The organism is Gordonia sp. AC31, assembly GCF_031844505.1.
Classification (GTDB): Bacteria; Actinomycetota; Actinomycetes; order Mycobacteriales; family Mycobacteriaceae; genus Gordonia; species Gordonia hongkongensis.
The window spans coordinates 1-20,930 of record NZ_JAUZVK010000021.1 but is presented as its reverse complement, the minus strand read 5'-3'; the positions used below and the strand labels follow the sequence as shown (position 1 = coordinate 20,930).

Sequence of the window (20,930 nt, the reverse complement as noted above, 5' to 3'; positions counted from 1 at the left end):
TCGCCCCTTGGCGGGCTACCGCGGTCGAGGGAGTCGGGATCGGGTGTCGCTGTCGCGGCGCTGATCCGGTGTCTCGACCCTGCGGAATCGTGTGCTCCCACACTACCTGTGGGGACGACAACTGTGGCGGAACGAAGCACATGCCGTCGGAGACGGCGAGGCGCCGCGGCCGGTCAGGTGGTGAGCTGATCCACCAGTTCGGCGGCCGAGTCCACCGAGTCGAGGAGCTTGCCGACGTGCGCCGCGGTGCCGCGTAGCGGTTCGAGGGTGGGGATACGGACCAGCGAGTCCCCGCCCAGATCGAAGATGACCGAGTCCCAGCTCGCCGCCGCGACGTCGGCGCCGAACCGGCGCAGACACTCGCCGCGGAAGTAGGCGCGCGTGTTCCGCGGCGGCTCGCTGATCGCGGCGAGCACGTCGTTCTCGTCGGTCAGCCGCTTCATCGACCCGCGCGCGACGAGCCGGTTGTACAGCCCCTTGTCGAGCCGGACGTCGGAGTACTGCAGGTCGATGAGCTGCAGACGCGGCGCCGACCACGACAGGTTCTCACGCTGGCGGAAGCCCTCCAGGATGCGCAGCTTCGCGGGCCAGTCGAGGATGTCGGCGCACTCCATCGGGTCGCGCTCGAGGCGGTCGAGCACGTCCGCCCACGTCTGCAGGACGTGTGCGGCGCGCTGGTCGTCGGAGTGCTCCTGGTCGTGGAACTTCTGACAACGCTCCAGATACTCCCGCTGCAGAGCGAGGCCGGTGAGCTCGCGACCGTCGGTGAGTGCGACCGTGGCCGTCAGCGACGGGTCGTGACTGATCGTGTGTACGGCCTGCACCGGCCGCGCGAGCTCGATGTCGGAGAAGTCGACCCCGGCCTCGATGAGGTCGAGGACGAGCGCGGTGGTCCCGACCTTCAGGTAGGTCGAGGTCTCGGCGAGGTTGGCGTCGCCGATGATGACGTGGAGTCGCCGGTATCGCTCGGGGTCGGCGTGCGGCTCGTCGCGGGTGTTGATGATGCCCCGCTTGAGCGTGGTCTCCAGCCCGACCTCGACCTCGATGTAGTCCGACCGCTGCGACAGCTGATAACCCGCCTCGTCGCCGGACTGGCCGATACCCACGCGTCCCGAACCGGTGATCACCTGCCGGGACGCGAAGAAGGTCGTGAGCCCGGCGATGACGGCGGTGAACGGGGTCTCCCGCGCCATCAGGTAGTTCTCGTGGGTGCCGTAGGAGGCGCCCTTGCCGTCGATGTTGTTCTTGTACAGCTGCAGTTTCGGAGCGCCCGGGACGCTCGCCACGTGACGAGCCGCGGCCTCCATCACGCGCTCCCCGGCCTTGTCCCAGATGACCGCGTCCATCGGGTCGGTGACCTCGGGTGCGGAGTACTCGGGGTGGGCGTGGTCGACGTACAGCCGCGCCCCGTTGGTGAGGATCATGTTGGCCGCGCCGATCTCGTCGGCGTCGATGATCGGTGCGGGTCCGGCCCCGCGGCCGAGGTCGAAACCTCGGGCGTCGCGAAGCGGCGACTCCACCTCGTAGTCCCAGCGTGTCCGCTTCGCGCGCGGTACACCGGCGGCCGCGGCATAGGCGAGAACCGCCTGGGTGGACGTCATGATCGGGTTCGCGGTCGGGTCGCCGGGTGCGGAGATTCCGTACTCGACCTCGGTCCCGATGATTCGCTGCATCCTTCGAGGGTAGATGTTCACTTGCCACCGGTCGCAACCACCGCACGTGCTGAGTACGGTCGACGCCGTGAAAGCATTCCGCCGGTTCACCGTTCGAGTGCCGCTGCCCGACCGGATCGCCGACCTCGCGCCGTTGTCGCACAACCTGCGCTGGGCCTGGCACACCCCCACCCAGGAGCTGTTCGCCACCATCGACCCGCGCCTGTGGTCGTCGACCGGCGATCCGGTCCGGGTTCTCGCCGACACCGACCCCACCCGTCTGGTCGAGCTGGCCGACGACGAGGGTTTCGTGGCACGGGTCGCCGAGGCACACGCCGACCTCGAGCAGTATCTCGATGCACCGCAGTGGTTCCAGAGGTATGCGGCCGAGTCATCGGGACAGGACGGTTCGGCGCATGACCGGGTGGTGCCCCCGGGAATCGCGTACTTCTCGATGGAGTTCGGCGTCTCCGAGGTCCTGCCGATCTACTCCGGCGGCCTCGGCATCCTCGCCGGTGACCACCTCAAGGCGGCCTCCGACCTCGGGCTGCCGCTGATCGGCGTCGGATTGCTGTACCGCTCCGGTTACTTCCGCCAAGGCCTCGATCACGACGGCTGGCAGATCGAGCGGTATCCCGTGAACGATCCCGCCGACCTGCCCCTCACGCTCCTCGCCCCGGGCGACGGCGCGGAGCCGGTGATCGTCGAGGTCGCGATGCCCGGCGGGGCGACCCTGTCGGCCCAGGTGTGGGTGGCGTCGGTGGGCCGAATCCCGTTGCTGCTCCTCGACTCCGACATCGATCGCAACGATGACGAGCCCGAAGGCGCCGCCCTGCGCGCGGTGACCGACCGGCTCTACGGCGGGGATCAGGAACACCGGATCGCACAGGAGATCCTGCTCGGCATCGGCGGTGTCCGCGCGCTCCGCGAGTACGTCCGGATCACCGGCCGGCCCGAGCCGACGGTGTTCCACATGAACGAGGGACACGCGGGCTTCCTCGGCGTGGAACGCATCCGCGAGTTGGTGGCCGGCGGGCTCGACTTCGACACCGCGGAAGCGGTGGTCCGCGCCTCGAACGTGTTCACCACCCACACCCCGGTGCCGGCCGGGATCGACCGTTTCCCCGCCGACCTCGTCGCCCGTTACCTCGACGCCGACTCCGACGGCAAATCCCGCCTGCTGCCCGGGCTGGCCGCGGCGACGGTGGCCGAACTCGGCGACGAGGCCGAGCCCGGCGTCTTCAACATGGCGCACATGGGATTTCGGCTCGGGCAACGCAGCAACGGGGTGTCGCAGCTGCACGGTGCGGTGAGTCGGGAGATGTTCGCCGACCTGTGGCCGGGTTTCGACGCCGCCGATGTGCCCATCGGCGCGGTCACGAACGGCGTGCACGGACCGACCTGGGTGGCCCCGGCGTGGCGCGACTTCGCCGACGGGGACGAGGACTCCGCGCCCGGGGTGTACGCGGGCCTGTCCGACGAGACGATCTGGCGAACGCACGAGGAGCTGCGCGCGGAACTCGTCGACGAGGTGCGGCGGCGCGCACTCGCGAGCGGCCTCGACCGCGGCTTCACCCACGCCGAACTGGCATGGACCGCCGACTTGTTCGACCCGCACGTGCTGACCATCGGATTCGCACGGCGAGCGGCGACCTACAAGCGGCTGACGCTGATGCTCCGCGATCCCGAGCGCATGCGCGCCATCCTCACCGATCCCGATCGGCCGGTGCAGCTGGTCATCGCGGGCAAGGCCCACCCGGCCGACGAGGGAGGCAAGTCCCTGATCCAGCAGGTCGTCCGGTTCACCGAGGATCCGGAACTGCGCGATCGCATCGTGTTCCTCCCCGACTACGACATCTCGATGGCGCGTTTCATCTACGCCGGTTGCGATGTGTGGCTGAACAATCCGGTCCGTCCCATGGAGGCCTGCGGGACCTCGGGGATGAAATCGGCGCTCAACGGCGGACTCAATCTGTCCATCCTGGACGGCTGGTGGGACGAGATGGCCGACGGCGACAACGGGTGGGCGATCCCGTCCGCGGAAGGGATCGCCGACGAACATCGTCGCGACGATCTGGAGGCGCAGGCGCTGTACACGCTCCTCGAGAAGACGGTGATCCCCCTCTTCTATCGCCGGGCGGACGACGGTGTGCCCCGCCGGTGGGTGGAGATGATGCGCCACACTCTCACTCGGCTCGGCCCGCAGGTACTCGCCTCGCGGATGGTCCGCGACTACACGACCGACCTCTACTGCCCGGCCGCCCGCGCCTACGAGTCCGCATGCGCCGACTCCTACGCGGGTGCGCGCGACCTCGCGGCTTATCGCCGGACCCTGGAGACCGGATGGTCGTCGGTGCAGGTGGCCGGGGTCGAGGACGAGCGTCGCGAGGACGGACTCTGGATCACCGCCCATGTGGCATTGGGAGATCTCGCGCCCGAGTCGGTCGCGGTGCAGGTGGTACTCGGCCGGGTCGGCGACGACGGCGAGATCCTGGCACCGACGTTCATCGACATGACCCCAGGACCCGACCGCGATGCGTCGGGCCGGATGGTGTTCACCGCACTGGTGCCGCCGTCGGCCTCCGGTCATCTCGGCTACACCGTCCGGGTGCTGCCCCGCCATCCGCAGTTGTCGTCGGAGTCCGAACTCGGGTTCGTACGCTTTCCGGCGACGACCGGTTGATTTCACACAGGACCTGAACCTCCGGCCGACTTCGCGCGCTGAGGAGGGAGCACGCAAGCGTGGGAGACGCTCGCTGAGGAGCGATCGAAGCGCGCGTGCGACCCCCGCCCTAATCCGAAACAACAAAACCGCTGGTCTGTGGCGTTCAAGCGGAGCGCGTCGAGGTCGACGAGCCTCGAAGGGTTTGGCGACGCATCTCGCCAGGACCCTTCGTGACGGCCTCCGCAAGCTCCGGCCTCCTCAGGGAGCAGAGGGGCCGAACCTCGCAAGCTCCGGGTCTCCTCAGGGAGCAGAGGGGCCGTACCTCGCAAGCTCCGGGTCTCCTCAGGGAGCAGAGGGGCCGAACCTCGCAAGCTCTGGGTCTTTCAGGGAGCAGCCGCTGTTCGGCCGTCAGCGCTTCTTCAATCGCAGCCGCGAATAGGTGAAGGCGAGCAGCAGCGCGCTGATCACCGCGAGCACGCCGTAGGCGAGTGCGGTATGCGCGACCGATGTCTCCCACAGCGTGATGCGCTGCGGCGCGGCCACATTGATGTTGTAGAGGTCCACGCTGCCGGCCGCGGCGACATACCCCCAGAACGACGGGAAGATCCACGACAGCTGTTCGAGTCCGATGCCGTCGAGTTTGAACAGGCCGCCGCAGAACACCAACTGGACCATCACGACGATGACCAGCGGCGGCATGACCTGCTCGTTGGATTTGACCGCCGACGAGATCGCGAGACCGACGAGCGTGCTCACGCAGGCGAGGACGGCCACCGCGACGAGCAACGCCAGCGGCGGCGGGAGGATCGGACCGCCGAAGTCGGGCAGCCCCCGACCGGCGAAGGTGATGCCGACCATGATGATCGTCTGCAGCACCGCGGCGACGAAGAACACCACGATCTTGGCGAAAAGGTATGCGCCGGGCCGCAACCCGACGGCGCGCTCGCGTTCGAAGATGTCGCGCTCCCCGACGAGATCGCGCACAGTCAGCGCGGCCCCCATGAACGCGGCCCCGACGACGAGCACGACGAGGATCTGGATCGCCTCCGCGCCGTCCTTCGGTGGCGGCGCGTTCGGGATCACCTCGAGGCGGGCGAACCCGCTCGAACCCGGGATCACCAAGGTGAGCAGGCCGAGCACGACGGGTAGCAGCACGAGGAAGACGAGATAGCCGACGTCGGCGAAGATGAGCCGTACCTGGCGTCGGGCGATGGTCGACGACTGGCGGGTGAAGCTCGTGTGCGGCACCGGTATCGGCGGACCGGGGGGACGCTGGGGCGGCGGCGGATTCGGCGCTCGGCGGTGCCGGTCCAGGTACCGCATGTGTGCGGTGTCCGGCTGATCGGCGACGTACGCGAATATCTCTGCCCAGTCGGAGGTGCCCATCTCCCCCTCGACCTGTCCGGGCGGGCCGCAGAAGGACGTCTTGCCGCCGGGCGCCAGCAGCAGCACCTGGTCGCACATGGACAGATAGGTCAGCGAGTGCGTGACCACGAGGACCACACGCCCGGCGTCGGCGAGCCGGCGGAGGGTGGCCATCACCTGCCGGTCGAGTGCGGGGTCGAGACCGGAGGTCGGTTCGTCGAGTATGAGCAGTGACGGACCCGTCAGCAACTCCATCGCGACCGATGCGCGCTTCTGCTGGCCGCCGGACAGCTTCTCCACGCGGGTGTCGACGTGCTCGGTCAGCTGCAGCTCGCTGAGCACCCCGTCGATGACCCGGTCCCGATCGGCCTTCGAGAGGTCGGGTGGCAGGCGCAGTTCCGCGGCGTAGCGCAATGCCTGCCGGAGCGTGAGCTTGTGGTGCAGGACGTCCTTCTGCGGCACCATGCCGATGCGGGTGCGCAGAGCGTCGTATTCGGCGTGGACGTTGCGGCTCTCGAAGGTGACCAGGCCGCTCGTCGGTGAGTTGAGCCCGGCCGCGATCTTCGACACCGTCGACTTACCCGCGCCCGAGGGGCCGATCACCGCGGTCAGCGTGCCCGGACTGGCGCTGAAGTCCACGTCGGCGAGCAGACGCTTCCCGCCGTCGACGACGAGACTGACCCCGTGGACGTGGAGGCCGTCGGCGACCGCGGCGCTCTCCTGCCCGCGCATCAGCGTGCCGCCGGACACCACGAAGTCGCTGTTGCCGATGGTGACGACGTCGCCGTCGGTCAGTTGCGCGCTCGACACCCGCCGGCCGTTGACGAAGGTTCCGTTGACGCTGCCGAGGTCCTCGATCACGAGGGCCGCCCCGCGGCTGGACACCTGAGCGTGGTGCCGGGACGCCAGGACGTCGCTGACGACGATGTCGTTGTCGGGCGTGCGTCCGATCCGCTGGACTCCGCGGAGCGAGATCGACTCGCGCTCGGGCGGTGTCGGCGCGCCGGGCAGGCGGTAGACCGCCGACACGTTCTGCTGCAGCGCCTGCAGATGCGGCGCGCTCAGGACTTCCTGCGGCATCGGGTCCACTCGGTACTGTCGTCCGCCCGGCGCGTGAGCGGGCATCTGCCCGGAGGCCGGGACGCCCGCGCCCGGGAACCCCGCCGAGCGAGGACCTGACGGCGGGTAGCCCGACTGCATCGGACGCGAGACCGGCGGACCCGGCCGGGACGGCACGCTGCGCCCGGGACCACTCGAGGGCGGTCGGCCGCCGGATGCGGGCACGTCGACCACGAGGTCGACGACCGGACCCGTGTTCACGTCACCGAGGCGTACCTGGGTCGTACCGGGCACCATGAACTCGGCCATCCGCCGGCCGTTGACGAAGAAGCCGTTGGTGCTGCCGATGTCGACGAGACACCAGGCCGTACCGCGCCACTCGATGGCGAGATGCCGACGCGACACCATCGGATGGTTGATCACGATGTCGTTGTCGGGCTCACGCCCCAGGGTGATGCGCGGAGCGCCGCCCAGTGGATGCGGCGCCCCACCGTCGACGATCACTCGTCCACGCGCCATCGATGTGCTGTTCATCGCCGACAACTCTAGTGCTTGACGGCGCTGTTCACGCGGTTCTGTCGAGCAGACAGCCGACCCCGTGGGAGTCGGCTGTCTGCTCGGTCGAGACCACTGTCGCTACAGGTACTGACCCGTGTTCGTCTCGGTGTCGATGGCCCGGCTCGCGCCCGCACTCTTGCCCGTGACCAGCGTGCGGATGTAGACGATCCGCTCGCCTTTCTTGCCCGAGATCCGGGCCCAGTCGTCGGGGTTGGTCGTGTTGGGCAGGTCCTCGTTCTCCGCGAACTCGTCGAGGATGGAGTCGAAGAGATGCTGGACGCGCAGACCCGGCGCACCCGTGTCGAGTTGCGATTTGATCGCGTACTTCTTGGCCCGGTCGACGACGTTCTGGATCATCGCGCCGGAGTTGAAGTCCTTGAAGTACATGATCTCTTTGTCGCCGTTGGCGTAGGTGACCTCGAGGAACCGGTTGTCCTCGCTCTCGGCGTACATCCGCTCGACGACCTTCTCGATCATCGCGTTGACACAGGCCGTGCGATCGCCCCCGAACTCGCCGATGTCGTCGGCGTGGATGGGCAGCTCCTCGGTGAGGTACTTGGAGAAGATGTCGATCGCGGACTCGGCGTCGGGACGCTCGATCTTGATCTTCACGTCGAGGCGCCCCGGGCGCAGGATCGCGGGGTCGATCATGTCCTCGCGATTCGACGCACCGATCACGATGACGTTCTCGAGGCCCTCGACGCCGTCGATCTCACTGAGCAGCTGTGGGACGACGGTGGTCTCCACGTCCGAGGAGACGCCCGATCCGCGTGTGCGGAAGATCGAGTCCATCTCGTCGAAGAAGACGATGACCGGCGTGCCCTCCGAAGCTTTCTCGCGCGCCCGCTGGAAGATCAGCCGGATGTGCCGTTCGGTCTCACCGACGAACTTGTTGAGCAGCTCGGGGCCCTTGATGTTCAGGAAGTACGACTTCGCCTCCTTGGCGTCGTCGCCGCGCACCTGCGCGATCTTCTTCGCCAGGGAGTTGGCCACGGCCTTGGCGATGAGCGTCTTGCCACAGCCGGGCGGACCGTAGAGCAGCACGCCCTTCGGGGGACGCAGCTGGTAGTCGCGGAACAGGTCCTTGTGCAGGAACGGGAGTTCGACGGCGTCGCGGATCTGCTCGATCTGGCGGCCCAGGCCACCGATGTCCTCGTAACCGACGTCGGGGACCTCTTCGAGGACGAGATCCTCGACCTCGGCCTTGGGCACCCGCTCGAACGCGAACCCGGCCTTGGTGTCGATGAGCAGTGAGTCGCCGGGACGCAACTTGCGACGCAGACCGTCCTCGCCGTCGACCTCGCCGAGCAGCGGTTCGGCCAGCCAGACCACCCGCTCCTCGTCGGCGTGACCGACGACCAGGGCACGTTTGCCGTCACCGAGCACCTCGCGCAGCGTGCTGATCTCGCCGACGGTGTCGAATTCACAGGCCTCGACGATGGTCAGGGCCTCGTTCAGACGCAGGGTCTGACCCTTGGTCAGCAGGTCGGTGTCGATGTTGGGCGAACAGGTGAGGCGCATCTTGCGGCCCGAGGTGAACACGTCGACGGTGGCGTCGGGGTGCACGTCCAGCAAGACGCCGTATCCGCTCGGCGGCTGACCCAGACGGTCGACCTCCTCGCGGAGAGCGACGAGTTGCTGTCGGGCTTCCTTGAGGGTGTCGAGCAGCTTCGCGTTGCGTGCGGTGAGGCTGTCCACCCGCTCTTGGAGATCCCCGGCCGGCCGGCCGGCTGCGCCGCGCGCAGACGAGTCCGCGCCGCTCCGCGACAGCGGCGACTCGGTGCCGCTCCGCGGCGGGGGCGGAGTGTAGGCGGGGACGAAGCCCTCGTCGGATGCACTGGCGCCCTCGGGAACCGCGCGGTCCCCCAGTGCGTCGTGGCGGTCAGATTCGGTCATTGCTGACTCCTCTCGCCGGCAATCACCCGATCCCTCGATCGGAATGCTCGCGCCGTATCCCTACGCTACCGGCCGAGACGGCGAATCGCCGTCCACCGCGCAATCGCCGGTGTTGACGGTGTGTTAAATGTGCGTCTTCGCAACGTATTCGCGATGTTTCACCGCGCAGCTCGGCGACTGGCCGTTGCTCCGCGACCGGGCTCAGCCCTTGCTCGGACGGCGCTGCGGACGCAGTGTGGTCGTGCCGTCGGCAAGGCGCCGGGCCGTGATCAGAAAAGCCGTGTGGCCTTGCATTTTGTGCTCGGGACGCACCGCGAGGCCCACCGCGCTCCACTCGCGGAGGAGCGTCTCCCAGGCCCGGGGCTCGGTCCAGCACTCCTGCTCGCGCAGGGCCTCCATCACCCGGGACAACTGGGTGACGGTCGCCACGTAGACCGTCAAGACCCCGCCTGGTTTCAACACGGTCCGCACGACGTCGAGCGGTTCCCAGGGCGCGAGCATGTCCAGGATGACGCGATCGAACCGTTCGTCCCGATCCACGTTCGCCAGATCGTCGACGGTGAGGTGCCAGTTGTCCGGCCGTCCCCCGAAGAAGGTCTCGACGTTGCGGATCGCGTGCTCGGCGTGGTCATCCCGGATCTCGAAGGAGACAACCTCTCCGTCGGCACCGACCGCGCGCAGCAGCGAACACGTCAGCGCGCCGGAGCCGGCACCGGCTTCGAGGACGCGGGCGCCCGGGAAGATGTCGCCCTCGAGGACGATCTGGGCGGCGTCCTTGGGGTAGATGACCTGGGCCCCGCGCGGCATCGAGAGCACGTAGTCGACGAGCAGCGGGCGCAGCGCCAGATATTGGGTACCGCTGGTCGCGGAGACGATGCTGCCCTCGGGCGAACCGATGAGGTCGTCATGGGAGATGGCACCGCGGTGGGTGTGGAACTGCTTTCCCTCGTCGAGCAGCACCGTGAACTTGCGCCCCTTTGCATCGGTCAGCTGAACCCGGTCGCCGACGACGAACGGTCCGGTGGTGGGCACTGGTGCTTCCTCTCGTGAACGATCCGAACCCGCGCGACTCGGCGCAGGGGTTCGTGGGCCGTGTGGACGTTACCCGACGAGGTGGCCCGGTCCTGCCTCGTGTCGCTGCGGGGAGGGCGCCGCCCGGGTGGCCGGCGAGCGGACCCGAGTGTCGGGACCTCGGACTGTCGGGCCCGGCGCCTACCCTGCGAAGGGTGAGCACGATGACCGGAGTCGGAGACGCCTCCCCCAGCACGACCCCGACAGGGACCCCGGGCGGCCCCGACTCGGATGCGCGAGGGATCGTCGGGCGCCCACTGGCGCTGTCGCCGTCCCGCGCTGCGGACTTCAAGCAGTGCCCGCTCCTCTACCGCTACCGTGCGATCGACCGCTTCCCGGAGACCCCCACCACCGCGCAGACCAGGGGCACAGTCGTTCATGCCGCGCTGGAGAATCTGTTCGACCTCCCGGCCGAGCTCCGCACCCAGGACTCGGCCGAGTTGCTGGTCGAAGGCGCCTGGGCCGCGATGTGCGAGGGCGACCCGGAGCTCGCGAAGGTCATCGGCGAAGGTGGCCAGGCCGCGTTCCTCGCCGATGCGCACAAGCTCATCGCCACCTACTACACGATGGAGAACCCGACCGCCTTCGACGCCGACGCGGTGGAGGAACACGTCGAGATCGACGCCGACGACATGCTCATGCGGGGGTTCATCGACCGCATCGATGTCGCGCCGACCGGCGAGATACGCGTCGTCGACTACAAGACCGGGCGGTCGCCAGGTGAGGCGTACGAAGCCAAGGCGTTGTTCCAGATGAAGTTCTACGCGCTCGCGATCCTGCGCACCCGCGGAGTCGTTCCCGCCCGGTTGCAGCTGATGTACCTCTCCGACGGGCAACAGCTGATCTATAGCCCGGACCGTGACGAGCTGCTCCGCTTCGAGCGCACCCTGCGCGCGATCTGGCAGGCGATCCGCACGGCCGTGGCCTCGGGCGACTTCCGGCCGAAGAAGTCGTGGTCGTGCAAGTTCTGTGAGCACCACGCCCGGTGTCCGGAGTTCGGGGGCGTCATCCCGCCGTACCCCGGTCCCCCGGCGGGTTTCGCGGCCTGAGCAGCCCCGACGTCCGCGGGACGCCCCCGCCCCGACCCATTATGTCGGCAGTCATAGAGTGACTCGGGTGGAGAACTCGTACTACGAACCCATCGATGCCCCGTCGAATACTGCCCGTGACGAGGGCGACTTCGAGTACTTCCGCCCGACCGAGGCGACGCTGAGCGTGTGGTCGCCGACGATGCAACACGGTGGTCCCCCGTCGGCCCTGCTGATGCGGTCGTTGCTGCGGTGCGAGCCCGACCCGGCGCAGCACTTCACGCGTGTGACCACCGAGATCCTCGGCCCGGTCGGACTGGGCGTCAACCGGGTCGCCGCCCGGGTTGTGCGGCCGGGCCGCCAGATCAGCCTCGTCGAGACCGAACTGCAGGTGCAGCAGGCCGACGGGACGTTCCGCGCCGCCGCCCGCTCGGTGGGGTGGCGGCTCCGCGTCGCCGACACCGCCGAGATCGCGAACGGTCCCGATCCCCTGACGCCCGGACCGGACGAGTCGAAGGCGGTGATCGGCTTCTCCGACGACAACGGCGAGGCGGTCGACTGGGGCACCCTCGGGTTCATCGGCACCATCGAGTCGGTCCGGGCCGAGGGGCGCAACGGCTCGACTCCCGCGGTGTGGCTGCGGCCGGCGATCCCGCTCGTCGCCGACGAGAAGACCGAGGACCTGGAGTCGATGTTCACCGTCATCGACGTCGCCAACGGGTTGGGCACCCGACTCCGCCCGAATCGGTGGACGTGGATGAACACCGACACCACCGTGCACCTGACGCGCGTCCCGAGCGGACCGTGGGTCGGCATCGACGCCCACATGATCGCCGGTCCGGACGGATTCGGCAGCACCTTCGCCGACCTCTACGACGCCTCCGGGCACATCGGCCGGTCGGCCCAGACGGTGATGCTCAGCGCGGCTCGGTAGCCACAAATCCACCACTGATCGGCAAACCCACCAGCCCGCAGCTGGTGGGTTTGCCGAAAATGGGTGGATTTGCCTCCGCTAGAACCGGCAGGACCGGATGTCCGTCGCCAGGATGGCCTTGGCACCGAGCTCGGACAGCTCGTCCATGAGGTTCTGGTGGTCCTTGCGGGGCACCATTGCGCGGACCGCGACCCAGTCCGGGTCGGCCATGGGTGCCACGGTCGGCGACTCGAGGCCCGGTGTGAGCGCCGACGCCTGATCGAGAAGCGAACGGGGGCAGTCGTAGTCGATCATCACGTACTGCTGTCCGAACACCACGCCCTGCACTCGGGCGACGAACTGCCGCTCGGCCTTGGTGAGGTCGGCGTCGCGTCGGGAGATGAGGACTGCCTCGGAATCGCACAGCGATTCACCGAACGCCACCAGGCCGTGCTGACGCAGCGTGCGACCGGAACCGACGACGTCGGCGATCGCGTCGGCGACACCGAGTTGGATCGAGATCTCGACCGCACCGTCGAGCCGGATGATGTCGGCGGTGATGCCATGACCGGCCAGGTCCTCGCGCACGAGGTTCGGGTACGACGTGGCGATGCGCTTGCCCGCGAGATCGGCCACTGCCCACTTCTGGTCGGCCGGAGCCGCGTAACGGAAGGTCGACGAGCCGAAGCCCATGGCCAGCTGTTCGCCCACCTCGGCGCCGGAGTCGCGGGCGAGGTCACGTCCGGTGATGCCCAGGTCGAGCCGGCCGGAAGCGACGTAGATCGCGATGTCCTTGGGACGCAGGAAGAAGAACTCGACGTCGTTGTTGTTGTCGAGGACCGTGAGGTCCTTGGCGTCGGTCCGGCGGCGATAGCCGGCCTCGGAGAGGATGGCCGACGCGGATTCGGAGAGCGCACCCTTGTTGGGTACGGCCACTCTCAGCATCTCGTTGTCCTTTTCGTGGAGTGCGCCTGCGGGCGCGGGGATGGAGCAGAACTGTGTCGTGTGGACTGTGTCCGGACCGGGTCAGCCGGTCACAGATGTCGGTACACGTCCTGCAGCGTCAGTCCCCGCTTGATCATCATCACCTGCAGCCAGTAGACGAGCTGCGAGATCTCCTCGCCGAGCGACTCGTCGGATTCGTGTTCGGCGGCGAGCCAGACCTCACCCGCCTCTTCGATGATCTTCTTGCCCAGGGTGTGGACACCGGAGTCGAGGGCGGCGACGGTACCCGAACCCTCGGGACGGCTCTGCGCCTTGTCGCTGAGTTCGGCGAACAGCTCCTCGAAAGTCTTCACGATTCCTCATTTTTGCATGTCGAGATGCGCGCGAGACCGCCGGTCCATGCACCGGCGACGTCGTCGAGGTCCAGCCCGACCAGACTGGTCCGGAAGACGCGCAGCCGACCCGGCTCGACCGGTGCTGCGGACTCGACGACGAGCGTCGGACATCCGGCCGCCGATGCCGCCTGGGCACCGGTCGGCGAGTCCTCGACGGCCAGACAGTCGGCCGTCGGGACACCGAGCAGTTCCGCCGCGCGCAGGTAGGGGTCGGGCGCGGGTTTGCCCACCGCCACCTCGTCGCCGCAGACCGTAGTGGTGAAGCGTTCACGCCCGATGGTCTCCAGGGCCACCTCGGCCAACTCCCGCACCGTGTTCGTCACCAGCACCATCGGGATCCCTGCCCCGGCCACCAGGTCGAGTGCTTCGGGTGCGCCGGGGCGCCACGGCAGGTCGTCGGCGAACAGTTCGGCGACCCGATCGAGGGTCCAGCGTCCGTCGGCATCGGGATCGCGCTCCGCGGCGGACAGACCGGCCGCGTCGTGCACCTTCGCCAATGCGTCCGGCAGCGAGTTCCCGAGAGTGGATTCGCGGAGTTCCGGGGACATGACGATGCCGTGCCGTGCGGCCAGTTCCGCCATCGCGACGTCCCAGATCGGTTCGGAATCGAGCAGCGTGCCGTCCATGTCCCACAGCACGGCAGCGGGGAGGCGCGCACCCGAGGGTGAGGTGGGGCCGGCGGTGGAGACGTCGGGGGCGGTGTCGGTCACCCCTGCATCATCGCAACCCACCGCTCGGTGGGCTCGTCGGCGGGGTAGAACAGCTCGATGGTCAGCTCCTCGAGGGTGACATCGCGTGGGGAGCCGAACGTCGTGAGGGTGCTGAAGAACGACAGCACCTGATCGCCGAGTGCGAGCCGGAACGGCACCAACAACTGCGGTTGTCCCCCGACTCCGGCACGGTCGCGGGCGAGGCGTCCGTCGAGCGCGGCGACGGTCGGATACCCCGAGACCTCCCGTTCGAGGTCGGCGAGGCGCGGGTCGCCGGTGATCCGCGCCATCCGCCGGAGCAACTCGAGCAGGTAGGTCGCCCACTCGTCGAAGTTGTGCGTGGCCCGCGCGAATCCGTCCGGATGCAGCGACACCCGGAACAGATTGACCGGTCCGGTCTGCAGTTCGGGCGGCAGCAACTCGAGGAGGGTGAGCGCGGTGTCGTTGGCCAGCACGACGTTCCAGGTCCGGTCGAGCGCCATGCCCATGTTCGGGTTGTGGGCGTCGAGCAATCGCTGGACCGACGACCGGACGTGGGCCATCGTGTCCGAGTCGAGCGGTTCCTCGCTGTAGCGGGGTGCGTGCCCGGCCGCGAGGAGCAGCGAATTTCGTTCTCGCAACGGAACATCGAGCCGCTCGGAGAGCGCCTCGAGCAGCGCCGGACTCGGGCGTGACCGACCGGTCTCGACGAAGCTGAGGTGACGCGGCGAGACACCGACCTCGTAGGCGAGATCCAGCTGGCTCAACGAGCGGCGAGAGCGCCACTGCCGCAGCATGCTTCCCACCTCGACGGTCATGGGGGTCATGGTAGGTCCCGGGCGGGAGCGCGGCGACTACCTCACGGGTAACGGTCGTCCGGCGATCAGGACCGTAGGCAGGACTCGATCAACTCCAACGAGTGTCCGATCGTCTGGGCGAGGACCTCTTCGGGTTCGCCGTCGAACACTTCCCGGGAGGCGCTGACGCGGCCGCGGTGGTCCAGTCCGAACCACACCGTTCCCGGTGCCGCCTCGTCGGGCTCGGGACCGGCCTCACCGGTCACCGCGACGACGAGGTCGGCGTCGAACAACCTCGCGGTCGACGCCACCATCGCGCGCGCCGCGGTCTCGCTCACGACCGGCCCCTCGGGCACATCGAGCAGGTCATACTTGACGTCCTTGTGGTAGGCCACGACCCCGCCGCGGAACCACGTACCCGCGTTCGGCGCCTTGCTCAGTTCGGTTGCCAGGTTCCCGCCGGTCAGCGATTCGGCGACCGCGATCCGGACGCCCGCTTCCATCGCGGCGTCCGCCACGCGCTTGCAGGTTTCCGAGAAGTCACTCACATCCGACATGTGTCGCTCCCTTCGTGTCCGCGTCGACCATCGCTGGTTGGTATCCACAGGGCCGCGCCCTGAAACGACTACCTGGTAGGTAGTGGTGCCGGCGGCGTGGGTGCGAGACGTTGGGGACATGACCCGCATAGAGAACGACCCCGTTCGCACACGGCACACGACGGTGTTGATCTCGCCGGCGATGGGAGTGCCGGCGCGTGTGTACCGGCGCTTGACGGAGGCCCTGACCAGAGCCGGTTTCGACGTCGTGATCGTCCCTCGGCGAGGGATCGAGGAGGGAAGCGAGCCACCGTCTCGACGTTCCGACTGGTCCTATGCCGACGAGGCGGACGATCTGGCCGACGCCGTGACCGCCGCCCGGACGGAAACCCCGGAGACGAGGGTCCTGGTGCTCGGTCACAGCCTGGGCGCACAGCTGGCTGCGATCGTGGCGTCACGGACCGATCGTGCTCCCGACGGGATCGTGGCGATCGGCGCCTCGGTCCCCCACTTCCGACACTACGGCGCACGCGGGATCCCGCTCGCCGCACTGGCCGCGTCGGTCACGCCGGTCGCGGCGGTTCTCGGCCGGTGGCCACGACGCGGCTTCGGCGGTCCGACGCCGCGCACGCTGATGCGGGAATGGGCGCGCATGGTGCTGACCGGGTGGGCGCCGTTCGCACTCGACTCCCGAATGCGGTTGCCGGCGTTGTCGATCCGGTTGCACGACGACGAGGTCGTGTCCGGCCGCGCCGCGGACGCCTACGACGCGGCGTTCGACAAGGACGCGATGTCGGAACTGTGTTACCGGGCCTCCGACGGTCCGGCCGGGGGCGTCGCGACGCACCTCGGATGGACGCGGACGCCTGACGGGATCGTCGAGCTGATCGCGCGATGGTGGGAATCTCACGCCGTCCAGGAGCCCGATCGGGACTCGACGCGGTCGCGTGTGCGCACGGCGGTTCGTTCCGCCCAGGCGCCGGTAGCGAGGTAGGCCAGCACGGCGATCGCCACGCCGCACGATGTCACCACCATCCAGAACGGTCGTGCGGTGGCGCTCAGGTCGTCGGCCACAGTTTCCACCCGTCCGGAGAACGCGATAGCACCGGACACCGCCACGCCCAGCGCCGTCCCGACCTGCCGCCCGGTGGAGGCCATCGCGGAGGCGAGCCCCGCCTGGGTCCGCGGCATGCCCGAGACCGCGGCATTCGTGATGGGCGCGTTGACCAGTCCGAAGCCGATGCCGAACACGAGGTAGGCCGTGCCGAGGTAGGTGAACGGGGTGTCGGGTCCGACGTCGAGGAGCAGCACTCCACCCGCCGCTATGCCGACCCCGCCCGTGATCAGCGGCATCCGCGTCCCCCGCGCAGCCACGAGGCGCCCGGAAACCGGCGCACTGCACGCGGAGGCAACCGCCATCGGGATCAGCATCAGACCTGCCCCCAACGGACTCAGCCCGCGGACTTCTTGCAGGTACAGGGTATTGAGGAAGAGGAACCCGCCGGTCGCCGCGAACGCGATGACCGCGCAGACGACCGCGACGGTGAAGGGCACACTGCCGAAGAACCGCGGATCCAGAAGCGGCTCGTCGCGGCGGAGCTCGTACCAGGCGAGGACCGCAGACGAGCACGCAGCGACCGCGAAGCAGCCGACGATGACTCCGGACGTCCAGCCCAGCACGTGCCCTTCGATGATCCCGAACGTCACGGTTCCCAACAGCACGAGGATCAGCAGCTGACCCACCACATCGGCCCGTCGAGGCTGTGGCGCCCTCGACTCAGGGACGTACCGCCGGCTGAGAACGAGGGCGAGCACGCACACCGGGACATTGAGCACGAAGATCGCCTGCCAGCCCAGGCCGGAGACGAGCGCACCGCCGACGACCGGGCCGAAGGCCAGACTCGCCCCGAATGCACTCCCCCACAACCCGATCGCCCGCGCACGCGCCTTCGGCTCGGTGAACACAGTGGTCACGATCGACAGGGCCACCGGGTTCAGCATCGAGCCACCGACCGCCTGGACGGCCCGGGCCGCGATGAGCACCTCCGGTGTCGGCGACACCGCGCAGAGCACCGACCCGGTTCCGAAAATCGCGAGGCCGACCCCGAAGATGCGTCTGCGACCGAGCCGGTCGCCGGTGGTGCCGCCGAGGATGAGCAGGCTCGCGACGACCAGCGTGTACGAGTCGATCACCCACTGGAGCTGAGACGGCGTGGCGTCGAGATCGGCGCCGATCGACGGCAGCGCCACGTTGACCGCGGAGATGTCGAGGCCGACGAGGAACATGCTCAGACAGCAGACGACCAGGATGACGCGTCGACGTCCGGTCGTGGACATGGAGCCAATGTAGAACGCCGACCCCGGGGCGGGCGCCGACCGGCTGAGGATCATGCTCACCGGGAACGAGACCGCGAGGCGCCGGGATCGTCGTAGTCTGGGCCCACGCCCACCGCCGAGGAGAAAGCCGAGGTCCCATGTCGAAGATCCTGGTGTTCGGACACCGCAACCCCGACACCGATGCCATCGGGGCTGCGATCGGCCTCGCCCACCTCGAAGCCGCGCTGGGCAGCGATGTCGAGGCCGTCGCACTGGGCCGGCCGAGTCTCGAAACCGCGTTCGCACTGGAGCATTTCGGACTCGACGCGCCGCGCGTCATCGAGACGGCCGCGCCGGCGGAGGTGATGCTCGTCGACCACAACGAGCGCCAGCAGAGCGTCGCCGACATCACCGACGTGACCGTTCTGAAGGTCATCGACCACCATCGGATCGCCAACTTCGAGACGGCGGCGCCGCTGTACATGCGCGTCGAACCGGTCGGATGCACCTGCACGATTCTCACCCGGATGTACGCGGAGAACGGGGTCGAGATCCCGCGCCCAGAGGCGGGCATCATGCTGTCGGCGATCATCTCCGACACCCTGTTGTTCAACTCCCCCACCTGCACCGACGCCGACCGTGCGGCCGCCGCGGAGCTCGCCGCGATCGCGGGCGTCGACGTCGACGAGTACGGCGACGCGCTTCTACGGGCCGGGACCGCGCTCGGCGACGAGCCGGTGTCGGCGATCATCGGACGGGACTCCAAGAGCTTTGAAATGGGCCCGAAGACGGTGCGGGTCTCGCAGATCACCACGGTCGACTCCGCCGAGGTGCTCGCACGCCGCGACGAGTTCCTCACGGCGATGGCCGCCGAGAAGGAGGCAGCCGGTTACGACCTCTACCTCCTGCTCATCACCGATGTGATCAAGGCCGACTCGGATCTGCTGGTGGTCGGCGAACCCGCCTCGGCGGTCGAACAGGCACTCGGGGTCACCGTGGCGGACGGCCATGCCTTCGGCAAAGGCGTCGTCTCGCGCAAGAAGCAGATCGTCCCGCAGTTGACCGAAGTGCTGGACGTCTGAGCGGTCTCTGGCCTCCCCGAGCACATCCGCAGTCGAGAGAGGACTCGTAACAACATAATTCGAGGACAACGCAAACCGGCACCCCCATTTACCACAACGCACCGACAAGTTGTCGTCGACGAATGCCGTTGCACAACAGAAACTTTCGAGTTGCGAGATGCCGGCTGTGCTGTACACTCGAACGTACATTCGCACCTACGGTTCTTGGGGGGTGGCCATGTCTGACGGATCAGCGACGCCGCAGCCGCGTGCTGTCGAGTTGGTTGCCGACCTCCACCGCATCGTGGACGAGTTGCAGACGGTCGACCTGGGGCCGTGCACCGATGCCGAGTTGGCCGAAGTGGCAGCCGATACCGAGAAAGCGATCGCACGGTTGACTGTTGCCGGTGACCGGCAGATCGATCAGGTCGAGGCCCGCGACCTGCCCCGCAAAGCCGGGTGCCGAACACTCATGCAGTACATGACCCACCGGCTACGAGTGTCCAACCCGATGCGACGCCGTAAGCAGATGGACGCCACCGCCACCCGCACCAGCCTCGGCGGCGAGATCCTACCACCTGAACATCCCACCCTGGCCGAAGCGTTCGCCGCAGGAGCGGTCGGTTCCGCGCACGTGCAGGCTGCCTTGGATGTTCTCGAACAGATCCCGCATGGAACTGACCATGATGTGAAAGTCGCGGCTGAACGGCAGATGGCCGAGATCGCCACCGACCACACACCCGCCGACATCACTCAACTCGGGGCCCGGCTGCTGGCTCATCTCGACCCCGACGGCACATTGGCTGATGACACCGACCAGAAACGACGCCGCAACCTGTGGATCGGCCGCCAACGCGCTGATGGCACCGCGAAGATCTCCGGCACGCTGACCCCCGAACTCGCCGCCCGGTTGTCGATGATGTTCGCCGTATGGGGCAAACCAGGACTCAATAACCCCGACGACCCCCACTCACCGTCCGGACCCGTCGGCACCGCCGACCCCGACGCCCTGACAGCCGCGGCCGACCGTGACAGCCGCACTCCCGCGCAGGTCAACCACGACGCCCTCGACGCCGCACTCGCCGCCGGATTCGCCGACGGGACCCTTGGAAAGTCGCACCGCGGGTTGCCCGTGCAACTGATCATCAAAGCCGACCTCAACGACCTCATCCGCGAAGCCGGACTCGCCACCACCGCCACCGGCACCCTGCTTCCCATCCGGGACTTGATCGCGATGGCCGGTGAGGTCCAGCCGTGGTTGGCCATCTTCAAAAACGCCACCGCCGTCCCCCTGCACTTCGGGCGCGGGAAACGACTCGCCACCCGCGAACAACGCCTCGTCTCGTTCGCCCGCCCTGACGGCGAAGTGTGCTCGGCGCCCGGGTGTGATCAGCCCGCCACCCACGTCGAGCTTCATCACGCCCAGAAGGACTGGGCCAAGGGTGGTCTCACCGACATCGACGATCTCGCCCCAGCCTGTCCCCGTCATAACCGCATGGTCGGCGACAATCCCGGCCAGTACACCACCCACATCGAACGCTCTGGACCCGATGAAGGCCGCTGCCTCTGGCGACTCAACGCCGAACCCGGCGCACCACCCAACCCCGAACGCCTCAACCGCCGACCCGACATCCCGCGGCGATTCACACAACACCTGAACACCGTGCGCGAGCAGATCCACGGGCCACCAACGCGGTCCGGCGATCACGCGCGCCCGAACAACCGGCACCACGACGACGCGCGTCGATCATGGTCGAGAACCAGCCACGTCATCGACGTGAGACCACCCCGACCCGGCCAACGACAGCTCCGACCCTCCCTCGTCGAAGCATTCCTAGCCGAGTACCTCGCACGCAACTGACTGCGCTACAGCGCAAGAGGACCCGTCGTAGCTCGTCGACCTCCTTCGTCCCTTGCTCGGCCCGGCGGCTATCGCTCCTCATACCTCAGTGTCTGCGGCCTGACGGCCGTCGTGGACTGCGAA

Annotated in this window: 16 protein-coding genes; 6 read left to right on the top strand and 10 right to left on the bottom strand. The window is 68.3% G+C overall.

Features of this window, described 5'->3' with window-relative positions; all coding sequences use genetic code 11:
* Nucleotides 1-173: 173 nt before the first annotated feature.
* Complete coding sequence (dop, locus tag Q9R39_RS20040; protein WP_058250430.1) at nt 174-1,673, bottom strand: depupylase/deamidase Dop; 1,500 nt, start codon at nt 1,671-1,673, stop codon at nt 174-176.
* A 67-nt stretch (nt 1,674-1,740) separates the two neighbouring features.
* Between dop and glgP the strand changes: the two genes are divergently transcribed.
* Nucleotides 1,741-4,335, top strand: a complete 2,595-nt coding sequence (glgP, locus tag Q9R39_RS20035) for an alpha-glucan family phosphorylase (protein WP_311278034.1) — start codon at nt 1,741-1,743, stop codon at nt 4,333-4,335.
* Nucleotides 4,336-4,725: 390 nt separating this feature from the next.
* Here glgP and Q9R39_RS20030 read toward each other — a convergent pair whose 3' ends face one another.
* The 3 genes from Q9R39_RS20030 to Q9R39_RS20020 form a co-directional block, all read right to left on the bottom strand.
* On the bottom strand, nt 4,726-7,260 hold the full coding sequence (locus Q9R39_RS20030; RefSeq protein ID WP_311278046.1) for an FHA domain-containing protein: 2,535 nt from the start codon (nt 7,258-7,260) through the stop codon (nt 4,726-4,728).
* Between the two features lie 117 nt (nt 7,261-7,377).
* Nucleotides 7,378-9,195, bottom strand: coding sequence for a proteasome ATPase (arc, locus tag Q9R39_RS20025; protein WP_311278033.1), 1,818 nt, complete (start codon nt 9,193-9,195; stop codon nt 7,378-7,380).
* Nucleotides 9,196-9,396: 201 nt separating this feature from the next.
* Nucleotides 9,397-10,227 carry a tRNA (adenine-N1)-methyltransferase gene (locus Q9R39_RS20020; RefSeq protein WP_065632207.1) on the bottom strand — a complete coding sequence of 277 codons (831 nt, stop codon included), beginning with the start codon at nt 10,225-10,227 and terminating at the stop codon, nt 9,397-9,399.
* Between the two features lie 203 nt (nt 10,228-10,430).
* On the opposite strand from Q9R39_RS20020, the gene Q9R39_RS20015 reads away from it, so the two are divergent.
* Nucleotides 10,431-11,315 (top strand): RecB family exonuclease, encoded by an 885-nt coding sequence (locus tag Q9R39_RS20015; RefSeq protein WP_311278032.1) that lies wholly within the window; start codon nt 10,431-10,433, stop codon nt 11,313-11,315.
* A 67-nt stretch (nt 11,316-11,382) separates the two neighbouring features.
* Entirely contained in the window at nt 11,383-12,228 is an 846-nt protein-coding gene (locus tag Q9R39_RS20010) for a thioesterase family protein (protein ID WP_311278031.1), read from the top strand.
* 78 nt (nt 12,229-12,306) lie between these two features.
* Here the strand turns inward: Q9R39_RS20010 and hisG are convergent, their stop codons facing one another.
* From hisG to Q9R39_RS19985, 5 genes are all read right to left on the bottom strand, one after another.
* Nucleotides 12,307-13,152, bottom strand: coding sequence for an ATP phosphoribosyltransferase (hisG, locus tag Q9R39_RS20005; RefSeq protein WP_311278030.1), 846 nt, complete (start codon nt 13,150-13,152; stop codon nt 12,307-12,309).
* Nucleotides 13,153-13,241: 89 nt separating this feature from the next.
* On the bottom strand, nt 13,242-13,505 hold the full coding sequence (locus Q9R39_RS20000) for a phosphoribosyl-ATP diphosphatase (RefSeq protein WP_014926729.1): 264 nt from the start codon (nt 13,503-13,505) through the stop codon (nt 13,242-13,244).
* Nucleotides 13,502-14,173 (bottom strand): HAD family phosphatase, encoded by a 672-nt coding sequence (locus Q9R39_RS19995; protein ID WP_311278045.1) that lies wholly within the window; start codon nt 14,171-14,173, stop codon nt 13,502-13,504. The genes Q9R39_RS20000 and Q9R39_RS19995 overlap by 4 nt, the downstream gene beginning before the upstream one ends.
* An 80-nt stretch (nt 14,174-14,253) precedes the next feature.
* Nucleotides 14,254-15,054, bottom strand: coding sequence for a helix-turn-helix transcriptional regulator (locus Q9R39_RS19990; protein WP_058250424.1), 801 nt, complete (start codon nt 15,052-15,054; stop codon nt 14,254-14,256).
* Nucleotides 15,055-15,119: 65 nt separating this feature from the next.
* Nucleotides 15,120-15,590 carry a CinA family protein gene (locus Q9R39_RS19985; RefSeq protein WP_137810644.1) on the bottom strand — a complete coding sequence of 157 codons (471 nt, stop codon included), beginning with the start codon at nt 15,588-15,590 and terminating at the stop codon, nt 15,120-15,122.
* A gap of 118 nt (nt 15,591-15,708) precedes the next feature.
* On the opposite strand from Q9R39_RS19985, the gene Q9R39_RS19980 reads away from it, so the two are divergent.
* Nucleotides 15,709-16,563 carry an alpha/beta fold hydrolase gene (locus Q9R39_RS19980; protein ID WP_311278029.1) on the top strand — a complete coding sequence of 285 codons (855 nt, stop codon included), beginning with the start codon at nt 15,709-15,711 and terminating at the stop codon, nt 16,561-16,563.
* Here the strand turns inward: Q9R39_RS19980 and Q9R39_RS19975 are convergent.
* Nucleotides 16,476-17,906: an MFS transporter gene (locus Q9R39_RS19975; protein ID WP_311278028.1), complete on the bottom strand. Its 1,431-nt coding sequence runs from the start codon at nt 17,904-17,906 to the stop codon at nt 16,476-16,478. The genes Q9R39_RS19980 and Q9R39_RS19975 overlap by 88 nt on opposite strands.
* 137 nt (nt 17,907-18,043) lie before the next feature.
* Between Q9R39_RS19975 and Q9R39_RS19970 the strand changes: the two genes are divergently transcribed.
* Together Q9R39_RS19970 and Q9R39_RS19965 are read left to right on the top strand one after the other, a co-directional pair.
* On the top strand, nt 18,044-18,967 hold the full coding sequence (locus tag Q9R39_RS19970; RefSeq protein ID WP_311278027.1) for a manganese-dependent inorganic pyrophosphatase: 924 nt from the start codon (nt 18,044-18,046) through the stop codon (nt 18,965-18,967).
* 217 nt (nt 18,968-19,184) lie between these two features.
* Complete coding sequence (locus tag Q9R39_RS19965) at nt 19,185-20,807, top strand: DUF222 domain-containing protein (RefSeq protein ID WP_311278026.1); 1,623 nt, start codon at nt 19,185-19,187, stop codon at nt 20,805-20,807.
* The last annotated feature ends 123 nt before the right edge of the window (nt 20,808-20,930 follow it).